Source organism: Polaromonas sp. CF318, from assembly GCF_000282655.1.
GTDB lineage: Bacteria > Pseudomonadota > Gammaproteobacteria > Burkholderiales > Burkholderiaceae_C > Polaromonas.
Map to the genome: position 1 here is coordinate 1 of NZ_AKIV01000105.1, position 12,088 is coordinate 12,088.

Below are 12,088 nucleotides of genomic sequence, written 5' to 3' on the forward strand. Positions count from 1 at the left end.
GGCTCGCCGCCACTGGCCTTTACCTTCGGCCTGGGCGGCATGCTGATTTTCCCGATGTGGGCCGGCGCCTCGGTGTATTACCCCTCCATAGGCTACACGCCGGAGGCCATGGTCAAGCTGATCAGGCAGGTCGGCGCCACCATCTGCTACACCGCGCCCACGTTCTACCGGCAGATGGCCGCCTTTGCCAAACAGCACGGCGTGCCCGGCCTGCGCCTGTGCGTGAGCGCCGGCGAAAGCCTGCCGGACGCCACGCGCCAGCTGTGGAAGGACGCCACCGGCATCGAGATGATTGACGGCATAGGCGCGACCGAGATGTTCCACATCTTCATCTCGGCGGCCGGCGACGACGTGCGCCGCGGCGCCATCGGCAAGGTGGTGCCCGGCTATACCGCCAAGGTGGTGGACGACACCGGCACCGAAGTGCCGCGCGGCACCATAGGCAAGCTGGCGGTGGTCGGGCCCACGGGCTGCCGCTACCTCGAGGACGCGCGCCAGGGCAACTATGTGAAGAATGGCTGGAACTACCCGGGCGACGCCTTCATGCAGGACGCCGATGGCTACTTTTTTTACCAGGCGCGCGCCGACGACATGATCATCACCGCCGGCTACAACGTGGCCGGCCCCGAGGTGGAAGACGCGCTGCTCAAGCACCCGGCCGTGGCCGAGTGCGGCGTGGTGGGCCTGCCCGACGAGGAGCGCGGCATGGTCGTGAAGGCCTTTATCGTGCTCAAGCCCGGCGAAGCCGGCGGCGACGCCACGGCCAAGGCCTTGCAGGACCACGTCAAGGCGACGCTGGCGCCCTTTAAATACCCGCGGCAAATCGAGTTCGTCGACAAGCTGCCGCGCACCGAGACCGGCAAGCTGCAACGCTTCAAGCTGCGCCTGCCATGAAATTCAGCGTTCCCAAGCGCGTGCGCTTTCACCACTGCGACCCGGCCGGCATTGTTTTTTACCCGCAGTTTTTTTACCTGCTGCATGAGGTGCAGGAAGACTTCCTGGCGCACATCGGCTTTCCCGAGCACCGGCTGATCGCCGGCGGCACCGGTGTGCCCATCGTGGACCTGAAGACCGAATTCCTCGGCATGTGCCGCAACGGCGACGCGCTCACCATCACGCTGGAGCTCACGCGCATCGGCGGCTCCAGCATCGGCATGCAGTACGAGATCCACGGCGAGGCCGGCGACACCAGGCTCAAGGCCCACGGCGTGATCGTGTATTCCGAAGTTCCCAACGGCAAGCCCATGCGCATTCCCGATGCATTGCGCGAGGCTTTGCTGCCCTATTTAAAAACATCCCCTGGAGACCCGCCCCATGATCAAAAAACTGCAACCCCCTGACTGGGCCGAACCCAAGGGCTATGCCAACGGCATGCTGGCGCGCGGCGCGCTGCTCTTTGTGGGCGGCCAGATCGGCTGGAACGCGAAGCAGGAGTTCGAGAGCGACGACTTCGTCGCGCAGACCAAACAGGCGCTGCAAAACATCCTGGCGGTGCTCAAGGCCGGCGGCGCCGGGCCCGAGCACATGGTGCGCATGACCTGGTATGTGGTGGACCGCGTGGAGTACGTGGCCAGGCTCAAGGAACTGGGCGGCGCCTACCGCGAGGTCATGGGCAGGAACTTCCCGGCCATGACCTGCGTCGAGGTGGCGGGCCTGGTCGAGGACCGCGCCCAGGTGGAGATTGAAGTGACGGCGGTGGTGCCGGACTGAAGACAAGAACTGGCTTGATCGTCAAGCCGTCGCATGATTCTGTTGAGTGTGCTTCAGGGCCACTCGCGCCATGAACTCGCGTTTCGATCAACTCGCCGTTCGGCTCGACTCAACGAATTGAAGCCTCTGCGCGTACCGCTGGAAGACCGGGTGTGGGTGTTATGCCAGGTACAAAAACGCAGAAACGCCCGAAAGCCTGGAACGCTTGTTCTGCAGTGAAGAGCAAAGGCCGGGCCACTTGGAGCGCCTGATGTTCGACGTAGCGGACCAGTCGCCATTCAACAGCTTGTGGAAAAAAACCGCTTCACCAAAGCTGAACGGCCACCATGACGATGATCGCTGCCGCCGCCGTTAATGCCAAAGCGATAAACATATCGGCGAAGCCCGCCCCGTCACTTTGTGTGGGCTCGTCATCGGCGGTAAAACTCGAATCACTCATGGGCAAAATTCCGGAAGGGTGTCAGCACAGCCACAAATTACCTGTAATCCGAGCTGGTCACAAGCTGGGAACTTAAGTCTTCCGGGCCTTTGGAGGGTTCATATCCTCCATTAAGAAGAGCTAGCTATATGGTCATCCTCGCCAACGAAGACCGTGCCTGCGCCTGGCTCCCACGTAACCGTTGTAGAGCCCTTTTCCGCAGGAGTCTGGAAAGTGAACGCCACCGTTAGCTCCTCAAGAAAAACTGACTGAATCCCGGAATCTACGCGTGAAGGTAGGCGCGTGCACAGGTCCAGGTCGTCAATCCACCTTCGCCCCGGAAGCCTTCACCACCTGCGCCCATTTCTTGTGTTCCGCATTGATGAACGCGGTGAACTGGGCAGGCGTATTCCCGCTCGGGATCGCGCCCTGGGCCAAAAGCTTTTCTTTCATCGCCGGCGTACCGAGTGCCTTGGCGGCTTCCTGCTGGATGCGGTTGACGATGTCGGGCGGCGTGCCGGCGGGGGCCAGCAGGCCAAACCACGAGCTGGCGTCAAAGCCTTTCATGGCGGGGCCGCCGGCTTGTTCTATGGTGGGCACATCCGGCAGGGCGGCTGAGCGTTCGGAGCTGGTGACGGCCAGGGCTTTGAGCTTGCCGGCTTTGATGAGGGCCATGGAAGAGGGCAGGTTGTCGAACATGACGTCCATGTCGCCGCCCACGAGCGCAAGGAGCGCGGGGCCGGAGCCGCTGTAGGGGAAGTGGGTCATGTAGGTGCCGCTCATGGTTTTGAAGAGCTCGCCGGCCAGGTGAATGGAGGTGCCATTGCCGCTGGAGGCCATGTTGAGCTTGCCGGGGCTGGCCTTGGCCGTGCGTATGAAGTCGGCCACGTTGTTGATGCCGGCGGCCTTGGCTTTTTCGGTGTTGACGACCATGACGTTGGGCACGCCCGCGACCAGGGTGATGGGCGCGAAGTCCTTTTGCGGGTCGTAGGCCATCTTGGTGTACAGCGATTTGTTGATGCCGTGGGTGCCGACGGTGCCCATGAGCAGGGTATAGCCGTCGGGTGTGGATTTGGCGACGATGTCGGCGCCTATGTTGCCGCCGGCACCGGCGCGGTTCTCGACGACAAAGGGCTGGCCGAAGGCCTTGGAGAGTTCAGGCGCCATGGCGCGGGCCAGGATGTCGGTGGTGCCGCCGGGCGCGAAGGGCACGACGATCTTCACGGGCTTGGCGGGCCAGTTCGCGCTTTGCGCCCAGGCCGAGGGCGTGGCCATAAAGGTGCTGAGGGCGGCGAGCGCGGTGGCGATGAAGGTGGTGCCGCGAAGCAGGGACCGCGATGATGGTTGTTGTTTGTTCAAGAGAGGCTCCAGGGGTGGCCGGCTGCAGCCGGGTATCGCATGAAGATAGCGTCCGCAGACACGTACTTCAAGGGGGTTAAACCCGAGGCCTTTTTATTCTTGACCGCAAGCTTGGGTGGCCGATTGCCTTCATCTGCGGAAATCTGCGTCATCTGCGGATCAAATTTTTATATCCACAGATGACGCAGATTTCCACAGATTGAAGAAAAGAAGAGAAAAGATGTTTCGGTTCAAGTTTGCACCATCTGCGGACATGAAAAAAGCCGCCCGGCGTGAATCGGGCTGCCTGGTGCTGCGGATAGTCGGATTTGTCTTCATCTGCGGAAATCTGCGTCATCTGCGGATCAAATTTTTTTTATATCCGCAGATGACGCAGATTTCCGCAGATTAAAGAAAAGAAGAGAAGAGATGTTTCGGTTCAAGTTTGCATCATCTGCGGACATGAAAAAAGCCGCCCGGCGTGAACCGGGCGGCTTGATCGTCAACGCAGCGGATGATCAGTCGGCAAACTTGCCGGCGGCTTCGACCACGGGTTTGATCTTGTTGATCTCGGCGGACACAAAAGCCTTGTGGGCGGCGGGATCGACACGCTTGTCGGTCACCACGATCGCGCCCAGGCCTTCCTGCTTCTTGATGAAGTCGGGGTCTTTCAGGGCGATCTTCAGGGCATTGTTGAGCTGGGTCAGCACGGCGGGCGGCGTGCCCTTGGGGGCGTACATGCCGTGCCAGATGGTCAGGTCAAAGCCCTTGAGGCCCATTTCCTGCAGCGTGGGGTAGTCCTTGAGCAGCTTGTTGTTGCTCAGCGGCTTGGCGGTGGTCACGGCAAAGGCCTTGACGCGGCCGGCTTCAATCTGGCCGGTGGTGTTGGTGGTCTGGTCGCACATCATGTCGACCTGACCGCCGACCAGCGCATTCATGGCCGGCGCGGTGCCGCCGAAGGGGATGGTGGTCATCGCATCCTTGGCGTTGATGGCGGCTTGCCACATCAGGCCGCACAGGTGCGAGGCCGAACCCAGGCCGGCGTGGGCGATGTTGAGTTTGCCGGCGTTGGCGCGGATGTAGTTCTCGAAATCGCGGTAGTTGTTGGCGGGCAGCTGCGGCTTGCCGATGATGGTCATGGGCACTTCATTGATCATGCCCAGGAACTCAAAATCGTCGAGCACCTTGTAAGGCAGCTTGCGGTACAGGGCGGGCGCCGCCGCCATGCCGATGTGATGCACCAGCAGGGTATGGCCGTCGGGCGCGGCGCGCGCCACCTTGGCCGCGCCTATGGTGCCGCCGGCGCCGTTGACGTTTTCAACGACGAAGTTGGCGCTGCCGCCCATGGCTTTGCGCATGGCTTCGGCCAGGTCGCGGGCCACGCGGTCGGTCGGGCCGCCGGCCGCGAAGGGCACCACCAGGCTGATGGGCTTGGAGCCGGGGAAGGCGGGGGCTTGGGCGTGCGCGGCAAACATGGCCGTCGCTGCGGCGGCGAGGACTAACAGGCGTTTCATGAGCGTCTCCTTGATGTGTGAACGCGCCAAGTTTACGGTCCCCTTACCCCGCCAACATCGCGGGAACTACGTAAGGGGTATCCATACACCACCCCTGTACAGGCTCACTGCGTGTAGCCTGCTCCCCCTCAAGGGGGCGGCGCCTGGGGCCGGCGAAGCCGGACCCTCGGCCCCCACTGGTGAATACCCACCTATCCCACGCACAGGATCCTTCAACCCAGCATGAGCCGCGGGACTGGCTTTGCCAGACCGCAGGCGGGCGGCCCCTTTTGTGATGAAAGGGGCAGGGAGAAGCCGCAGGCTACACGAAGTGAGCGACCGTGGGGGCCCTACTTGTAACTGCGTGCATCCTCAATGACCTTGCCGTCGTTGGGGAGACTGCCGGGCGCTACCAGTTGCACGGTGCCGCGCAGCTTGGTGACATCGCGTATGGCCTCGCCGATGCGCTGGTCCAGTCCCTCGGGGATGGAGGCTGCCTCGGCCTGGAAGTGCATGCTGTCGTTGGCCATCTCGCCACTGACCACCAGCCTGGCCTTGAGGACTTCAGGAAAACGCCTCGCGATGTCGGCGACCTGGCCCGGGTGCACAAACATGCCGCGCACCTTGACGGTCTGGTCGGCCCGGCCCATCCAGCCCTTGATGCGCGTGTTGCTGCGGCCTGTGGGGCAGCTGCCGGGCAGCACGGCCGACAGGTCGCCGGTGCCGAAACGGATCAGCGGGTAGTCGGGGTTCAGCGTGGTGACCACGAGTTCGCCGACCTCGCCCTCGGCGACCGGGTCGCCGGTGCCGGGGCGCACGATTTCCACGATCACGCCTTCGTCCAGCACCAGGCCTTCACGGGCCTCGGTTTCATAGGCGATCAGGCCCAGGTCGGCTGAGGCATAACACTGGTAGGCGGCAATGCCGTGCCCGGCGAACCAGTCGCGCAGGCTGGGCGGGCAGGCCTCGCCCGAGACCATGGCGCGCGTCACGCTGGGAAGCCCGATTTTCATTTCGGCGGCCTTGTCGACAATGATCTTGAGGAAGCTGGGCGTGCCGACATAGCCGGCGGGTTTGAGTTCGGCCATGGCCTGCACCTGCTGCTCGGTCTGCCCGGTGCCGCCCGGGAAGACGGTGCAACCCAGCGCATGGGCGCCGCTTTCCATCATGGTGCCGGCCGGCACGAAGTGGTAGCTGAAGCAGTTGTGCACCAGCTGCCCGGCACGAAAACCCGCGGCGTGCAGGGCCCGCGCCATGCGCCAGTAGTCCTTGCGCGTGCTGTCGGGCTCGTAAATTGTGCCGGGGCTGGCGAAGACGCGCGGCATGGCCGCGCCATAACGCAGTGCGCTGAAGCCGCCGAAAGGATCGCCGCCAGCTTCGCGCGAAGACTGCTGAAGCGCCAGCAGCTCGTACTTGCGCGTGACCGGCAGGCGCGCCAGCGCGGCGCGCGAAGTGACGGCCGCGGCGTCCACGCCCTTGAGGATGCCGGTGAAGGCCGGCGCGTGGGATTGCGCATGCGCGACCTGCTGCGGCAGCGTGGCGAACTGGGCGGCTTCGCGTTCCGAAGGGCTTCGCACTTCCAGTGCGTCGTAATGTGTTGTCATTCGATATCTTCCAAATTCTGTGAATACCTAGATACCTCAATGCGCTGCGAAGACTTCAAGCCAGCCAGGGCCGCGGAACCGGCTTAGCCGGGCCGCAGGCGCAGCGCCCCCCTGGGGGGCAGCGCATTACACGCAGCCGAAGGCGAAGTGAAAAGCGTGGGGGCCTAAGCCAGCCAGCGTTTGCGGCGTTTATAACTTTTCACGTCCTTGAAGCTCTTGCGTTCGCCGCCGCCCACGCCGAGGTAGAACTCCTTCACGTCCTCGTTGTTGGCAAGGTCGGCGGCCGCGCCGTCCATCACCACGCGGCCGCTTTCCATGATGTAGCCGTAGTCGGCGTACTTGAGCGCCATGTTGGTGTTCTGCTCGGCCAGCAGGAAGGTGACCTGTTCCTTCTGGTTCAGGTCCTTCACGATGTTGAAGACCTCCTCGACGATTTGCGGCGCCAGGCCCATGGAGGGCTCGTCCAGCAGCACCATCGAGGGGTTGGCCATCAGCGCGCGGCCTATGGCGCACATCTGCTGCTCGCCGCCCGAGGTGTAGGCCGCCTGCGAGGTGCGCCGGGTTTTGAGGCGCGGAAAGTAGTTGTAGACCTTCTCGAGGTTGGCCGCGACCTCGGCCTTGCCGGCGCGCGTGTAGGCGCCGGTCAGCAGGTTTTCCTCGATGGTCAGGTGGGCAAAGCAGTGCCGCCCTTCCATGACCTGCACCACGCCGCGCTTGACCAGGTCGGCCGGCGAGAGGTTTTCGATGCGCTCGCCGCGCAGCTCGATGGAGCCCTTGGTGACCTCGCCGCGCTCGCCCTTGAGCAGGTTGGAGATCGCGCGCAGCGTGGTCGTCTTGCCCGCGCCGTTGCCGCCCAGGATGGCCACGATGCGGCCCTGCGGGACCTGCAGCGAGACGCCCTTGAGCACCAGGATCACGTGGTTGTAGATAACCTCGATGCCGTTGACGTTGAGAACGATGTTAGGTGTGTCCATATTTTTCCTGACCAATTGGAAAGCCTGCGTACAGGCCTTCCAATTGGCGGCTCGTGAGAGCCGCGCTCCTCCCGCCTGGCGGGAGGGGTTGGGGTGGGTGCCGTCAGTACCTGGCATAGCCAGTCCGAGCGGCTACGCCGCTCAAGACTGGCAGTCGGCCGGTGTGCGCGCCGTCAGTTTTTTCTCGGTGGCGTACTTGGCGGCGGTGGCCTTGACCAGGGGCTTGATCACCTGTTCGTCGGCCTGCAGCCAGTCGGACGTGAATTTCCACTCCTTGCCGTCCCAGGTGTGGATGCGCGCCCAGGCCGAGCCCATGTGGTCGGTGCAGGAGGTGCTGATGGGCCGCATCACGCCGGCAAAGCCCAGCGCGTCGAGCTTGGCCTGGGTCAGGTTCAGGTTCTCCAGGCCCCAGCGGACCTGTTCACCCGTCATGATTTTTCCCTTGCCGAAGCGGTCCTGCGCGGCGCGCAGGCCTTCCACGCCCAGCATGGCGCTCATGGCGCCGCGCATGTAGAGCACCTGGCCGACTTCTTCCTTGGGGCCCGTGCCCTGGCCCTTGCCGTGGACCATGGCCAGGACGTCCTTGACCAGCTTGGAGTTGGGCTCGGCGCCATGCTGCATGGTCACGGCGTTGTAGCCCTTGGCGCCCTCGGCCACGTCTTTCACGTCAGGCTCGGCGCCGGCCCACCACACGCCGTACATCTTCTCGCGCGGGTAGCCGGTGGCTTGCGCTTCCTTGATGGCCGTGGTGTTCATGATGCCCCAGCCCCACAGCGCCACGTAGTCGGGGCGCGACTGGCGGATCTGCAGCCAGGTGGCCTTCTGCTCGACGCCGGGCGCGGTCACGGGCAGCAGCTGCAGCGTGAAGCCGTGCATGGCGGCGCGCTCCTGCATCAGCGGGATGGGCTCCTTGCCGAAGGGCGAGTCGTGATAGACCAGCGCGACGCGCTTGCCCTTGAGCTTGTCGAAGCCGCCTTCCTTCTTGGCGATGGCCTGGAGGATGGCGTCGGCGGCGACCCAGTAGGTGCCGGCGATCGGGAAGTTCCACTTGAAGATGGAACCGTCCGCGCTTTCGCTGCGGCCGTAGCCCACGGTCACCACGGGGATTTTGTCGACCGGGGCTTTTTCGGTGATGGCGAAGGTGGCGCCGGTGGACAGCGGCTGCACCAGGGTGGCGCCGCCGTTCTTGCCCTTCAGGCGCTCATAGCATTCCACGCTGCGCGCGGTGTCGTAGCCGGTTTCGCATTCCTCGAACGAAATCTTCACGCCGTTGATGCCGCCGCGCGCGTTGACCAGCTTGAGGTAGTCCACATAGCCGTTGGCCCAGGGCACGCCGTTGGGCGCGTAAGGCCCGGTGCGGTAGGACAGCACCGGGAAGAACTGCTCCTTCGCCTGGGCGTAGGCGCCGGTCGCCACCAAGGACGAGGCACCGGTGGCGAGCACGGCCACCGCCAACATCAATTTACGAATCTTCATTGTTGTCTCCTGGAAATAGTAATAACACCGCGAAAAAAGGGGTACCTCAGCAAGCTCAGTAAACGATTTAACAAGCCGTAGCGCATTGGTGATTTCGAGCAGATCAATGCGGAAATGGCCATAGCCGGAGTTTTTGTTTGCCCACAGCCCACAGCTTGGCCAAGCCATGCGGCTCCACAATCAAAAACCACACAATCAGCCCGCCGAAAATCATCAGCTCCGCATGCGAGATGCCGGCCGTGGAGATCGAGATGCCCAGCCAGCCGGCCAGCACCGGCAGCAGCTGGCTCAGCACAATCGGCAGCACCACGATGAAGGCGGCGCCGAAGAAGCTGCCCATGATGGCGCCCATGCCGCCGATGATCACCATGAACAGCAGGCGGAAGGAATAGTCCACCGAAAAGGCCGCCGGCTCCCAGGCTCCCAGGTAGATAAAAGCCCACAGCCCGCCGGCGATGCCGATGATGAAGGAGCTGACCGCGAAGGCGCTGAGCTTGGCGTACATGGGGCGGATGCCGATCACCGCGGCGGCCACGTCCATGTCGCGAATCGCCATCCACTCGCGGCCTATGGCGCTGCGCACCAGGTTTTTGGCCAAGAGGGTGATCACCACCACGATGGCCAGGCAGAACAGGTATTTGCTGACGGCGCTTTCAATGGGCAGGCCGAAGACCTGCAGGTTGGACACCGAGACGGAGCCCGAGGGCGTGTCCATGGTGAACCACTTGATGCGCAGAAACATCCAGTCGCTGAAGAACTGCGCGGCCAGCGTGGTCACCGCCAGGTACAGGCCCTTGACGCGCAGGCTGGGCAGCCCGAACAGGATGCCGAACAGCATGGCGCACAAACCGCCCAGTATCAGCGCCGGGATCAGCGGCATGCCGGGGATGCGCACAAAGAAGTTGTAGGCGCCGTACGCACCCACCGCCATGAAGGCGCCCGAACCCAGCGAGATCTGCCCGCAGTAGCCGACCAGGATGTTGACGCCCACGGCGGCCAGCGAAAAGATCAGGAAAGGAATCAGGATGGCGCGGAACAAATAGTCGCTGGCCAGCAAGGGCACGGCGACAAAGGCAAAGGCCAGCAGCAGGCCTATGGCGATGCGGTCCTGCAGGATGGGAAAGATCTGCTGGTCGGACCGGTAGCTGGTTTTGAACTGGCCGTTTTCTCTGTAAAACATGGTTTTCTTTAAGTAATAAGCGGCTCAGACGCGGTCAATGATCTTCTCGCCAAATAGACCCTGGGGGCGGACCAGCAATACGCACAGCGCCAGCACATAGGCAAACCAGATCTCGATACCGCCGCCCACATAAGGCCCGATAAACACTTCGGCGAGTTTTTCGCCCACGCCCAGGATCAGGCCGCCCACGATGGCGCCGGGCACCGAGGTCAGGCCGCCCAGGATCACCAGCGGCAGCGCCTTGAGCGCCAGCACCGACAGCGAGAACTGCACGCCCAGCTTGCTGCCCCAGATCACGCCGGACACCAGGGCCACAAAACCCGCGACGCTCCAGACAATGACCCAGATGCGGTTCAGCGGTATGCCTATGGATTGGGCGGCCTGGTGGTCGTCGGCCACGGCGCGCAGCGCGCGGCCGGTGCCGGTGTACTGGAAGAAGGCGGCCAGCGCCGCCACCAGGGCGGTGGCGATCAGCGCGGCGACCAGGTCTTCCTGGTTCACCAGCAGGCCGCCCTGGAACACGCTTTCGAGCAGGAAGATGGGGTCCTTGGGCATGCCCACGTCGATCTTGTAGATGCTGGAGCCGAAGATGGTCTGGCCGAAGCCGTCCAGGAAATAGGAAATGCCCAGGGTCGCCATCAGCAGCGCGACGCCTTCCTGGTTAACGAGTTTGCCGAGCACCAGCTTTTCGATCAGCCAGGCGACCACCACCATGATGGCCAGCGCGGCCGCAAAGGCCAGGGCGTTGTTGATGAACTTGCTGTCCAGGCCGGTCCACTGCGGGATCCACTCGGAAAAACGCGCCATGGCCAGCGCCGCGAACAGCACCATCGCGCCCTGCGCGAAGTTGAAGACGCCCGAGGCCTTGTAGATCAGCACAAAACCCAGCGCGACCAGCGAATACAGCATGCCCGACATCAGGCCGCCAATAATGGTTTCCAGAAATGAACCCATCACTGACCCCCTTCGCTGGAGGAGGACATCGTGGGTTGCGGGGAACGCTGTGATTTCATCTTGGTGTTCTCGTCCATGTCAGTGGCTGGTTCCGAGGTAGGCCCGGATCACGTCTTCGTTGTTGCGTACTTCGTCGGGGCTGCCGTCGCCGATTTTTTTGCCGTAGTCGAGCACGACCACGCGGTCGGAAATGTCCATGACCACGCCCATGTCGTGCTCGATCAGGACCACGGTGGTGCCGAACTCGTCGTTGACGTCGAGCACAAAGCGGCACATGTCCTGTTTTTCCTCGACGTTCATGCCGGCCATGGGTTCGTCGAGCAGCAGCACTTGCGGCTCCATGGCCAGGGCGCGGCCCAGGTCCACGCGTTTTTGCAGGCCGTAGGGCAGTTGCCCGACGGGCGTCTTGCGGTAGGCCTGGATTTCCAGGAAGTCGATGATTTTTTCGACCGCCTCGCGGTGCATGATTTCTTCTTTTTCGGCCGGGCCTATGCGCAGCGCCTGCAGCAGCAGGTTGCTTTTGATCTTGAGGTTGCGGCCCGACATGATGTTGTCGAGCACGCTCATGCCTTTGAACAGCGCCAGGTTCTGGAAGGTGCGCGCCACGCCCATGACGGCCACCTGGTGGCTGTTCATGTGCTTGAAGGTCTGGCCGCGAAAGGTGATGGAGCCCTGCTGCGGCGCATAGACGCCGTTGATGCAGTTGAGCATGGAGCTTTTGCCCGCGCCGTTGGGGCCGATGATGGCGCGTATCTCGTGCTCCTTCACATTGAAGGAAATATCCGACAGCGCCTTCACGCCGCCGAAGCTGAGGGAGATGTTTTTGACGTCCAGGATGACGTCGCCGATTTTTTTGCTCATGGGATGTGGACCCCCACGCTTGTCACTGCGTGTACTGCGCTGCCCCCCGAGGGGGCCGCCCGCCTGCGGCCCGGCAAAGC

General features: G+C 63.2%; 13 protein-coding genes. 4 read left to right on the plus strand and 9 right to left on the minus strand.

Going from position 1 to position 12,088, the window contains the following annotated elements; translation table 11 throughout:
• The 3 genes from PMI15_RS19005 to PMI15_RS19015 form a co-directional block, all read left to right on the plus strand.
• On the plus strand, positions 1-894 hold an 894-nt coding region (locus PMI15_RS19005; protein ID WP_007872967.1), incomplete at its 5' end, for an AMP-binding protein.
• Positions 891-1,340 (plus strand): thioesterase family protein, encoded by a 450-nt coding sequence (locus tag PMI15_RS19010; RefSeq protein ID WP_007872969.1) that lies wholly within the window; start codon positions 891-893, stop codon positions 1,338-1,340. The genes PMI15_RS19005 and PMI15_RS19010, both read left to right, overlap by 4 nt.
• Complete coding sequence (locus PMI15_RS19015) at positions 1,315-1,710, plus strand: RidA family protein (protein ID WP_007872971.1); 396 nt, start codon at positions 1,315-1,317, stop codon at positions 1,708-1,710. The genes PMI15_RS19010 and PMI15_RS19015 overlap by 26 nt, the downstream gene beginning before the upstream one ends.
• Before the next feature lie 304 nt (positions 1,711-2,014).
• Here the strand turns inward: PMI15_RS19015 and PMI15_RS25455 are convergent, their stop codons facing one another.
• Entirely contained in the window at positions 2,015-2,149 is a 135-nt protein-coding gene (locus tag PMI15_RS25455) for a hypothetical protein (RefSeq protein WP_007872982.1), read from the minus strand.
• A gap of 300 nt (positions 2,150-2,449) precedes the next feature.
• A complete protein-coding gene (locus PMI15_RS19020; RefSeq protein WP_157214677.1) occupies positions 2,450-3,403 on the minus strand; it encodes a tripartite tricarboxylate transporter substrate binding protein in 954 nt (317 codons plus the stop codon).
• 337 nt (positions 3,404-3,740) lie between these two features.
• On the opposite strand from PMI15_RS19020, the gene PMI15_RS24895 reads away from it, so the two are divergent.
• Positions 3,741-3,878, plus strand: a complete 138-nt coding sequence (locus PMI15_RS24895) for a hypothetical protein (protein ID WP_157214676.1) — start codon at positions 3,741-3,743, stop codon at positions 3,876-3,878.
• 106 nt (positions 3,879-3,984) lie between these two features.
• On the opposite strand, the gene PMI15_RS19025 is transcribed toward PMI15_RS24895, so the two are convergent.
• From PMI15_RS19025 to PMI15_RS19055, 7 genes are all read right to left on the minus strand, one after another.
• Entirely contained in the window at positions 3,985-4,980 is a 996-nt protein-coding gene (locus PMI15_RS19025; protein WP_007872985.1) for a tripartite tricarboxylate transporter substrate-binding protein, read from the minus strand.
• A gap of 329 nt (positions 4,981-5,309) precedes the next feature.
• Complete coding sequence (locus PMI15_RS19030; RefSeq protein ID WP_007872986.1) at positions 5,310-6,563, minus strand: phenylacetate--CoA ligase family protein; 1,254 nt, start codon at positions 6,561-6,563, stop codon at positions 5,310-5,312.
• A 164-nt stretch (positions 6,564-6,727) separates the two neighbouring features.
• Positions 6,728-7,537, minus strand: coding sequence for an ABC transporter ATP-binding protein (locus PMI15_RS19035; RefSeq protein WP_007872987.1), 810 nt, complete (start codon positions 7,535-7,537; stop codon positions 6,728-6,730).
• Positions 7,538-7,678: 141 nt separating this feature from the next.
• Positions 7,679-9,013 carry an ABC transporter substrate-binding protein gene (locus PMI15_RS19040; protein ID WP_007872988.1) on the minus strand — a complete coding sequence of 445 codons (1,335 nt, stop codon included), beginning with the start codon at positions 9,011-9,013 and terminating at the stop codon, positions 7,679-7,681.
• A 103-nt stretch (positions 9,014-9,116) separates the two neighbouring features.
• Positions 9,117-10,193, minus strand: coding sequence for a branched-chain amino acid ABC transporter permease (locus PMI15_RS19045; RefSeq protein WP_007872989.1), 1,077 nt, complete (start codon positions 10,191-10,193; stop codon positions 9,117-9,119).
• A 24-nt stretch (positions 10,194-10,217) separates the two neighbouring features.
• Positions 10,218-11,147 (minus strand): branched-chain amino acid ABC transporter permease, encoded by a 930-nt coding sequence (locus tag PMI15_RS19050; protein WP_007872990.1) that lies wholly within the window; start codon positions 11,145-11,147, stop codon positions 10,218-10,220.
• A 78-nt stretch (positions 11,148-11,225) separates the two neighbouring features.
• A complete protein-coding gene (locus PMI15_RS19055; protein WP_007872991.1) occupies positions 11,226-12,008 on the minus strand; it encodes an ABC transporter ATP-binding protein in 783 nt (260 codons plus the stop codon).
• Positions 12,009-12,088 lie beyond the last annotated feature (80 nt).

Excerpts from the sequence above, each read along its gene's own strand:
- PMI15_RS19010 (WP_007872969.1), top strand. The coding sequence starts at position 891 with ATGAAATTCAGCGTTCCCAAGCGCGTGCGCTTTCACCACTGCGACCCG.
- PMI15_RS19015 (WP_007872971.1), top strand. The coding sequence starts at position 1,315 with ATGATCAAAAAACTGCAACCCCCTGACTGGGCCGAACCCAAGGGCTAT.
- PMI15_RS25455 (WP_007872982.1), bottom strand. The coding sequence starts at position 2,149 with ATGAGTGATTCGAGTTTTACCGCCGATGACGAGCCCACACAAAGTGAC.
- PMI15_RS19020 (WP_157214677.1), bottom strand. The coding sequence starts at position 3,403 with ATGGCCACGCCCTCGGCCTGGGCGCAAAGCGCGAACTGGCCCGCCAAG.
- PMI15_RS24895 (WP_157214676.1), top strand. The coding sequence starts at position 3,741 with ATGAAAAAAGCCGCCCGGCGTGAATCGGGCTGCCTGGTGCTGCGGATA.
- PMI15_RS19025 (WP_007872985.1), bottom strand. The coding sequence starts at position 4,980 with ATGAAACGCCTGTTAGTCCTCGCCGCCGCAGCGACGGCCATGTTTGCC.
- PMI15_RS19030 (WP_007872986.1), bottom strand. The coding sequence starts at position 6,563 with ATGACAACACATTACGACGCACTGGAAGTGCGAAGCCCTTCGGAACGC.
- PMI15_RS19035 (WP_007872987.1), bottom strand. The coding sequence starts at position 7,537 with ATGGACACACCTAACATCGTTCTCAACGTCAACGGCATCGAGGTTATC.
- PMI15_RS19040 (WP_007872988.1), bottom strand. The coding sequence starts at position 9,013 with ATGAAGATTCGTAAATTGATGTTGGCGGTGGCCGTGCTCGCCACCGGT.
- PMI15_RS19045 (WP_007872989.1), bottom strand. The coding sequence starts at position 10,193 with ATGTTTTACAGAGAAAACGGCCAGTTCAAAACCAGCTACCGGTCCGAC.
- PMI15_RS19050 (WP_007872990.1), bottom strand. The coding sequence starts at position 11,147 with ATGGGTTCATTTCTGGAAACCATTATTGGCGGCCTGATGTCGGGCATG.
- PMI15_RS19055 (WP_007872991.1), bottom strand. The coding sequence starts at position 12,008 with ATGAGCAAAAAAATCGGCGACGTCATCCTGGACGTCAAAAACATCTCC.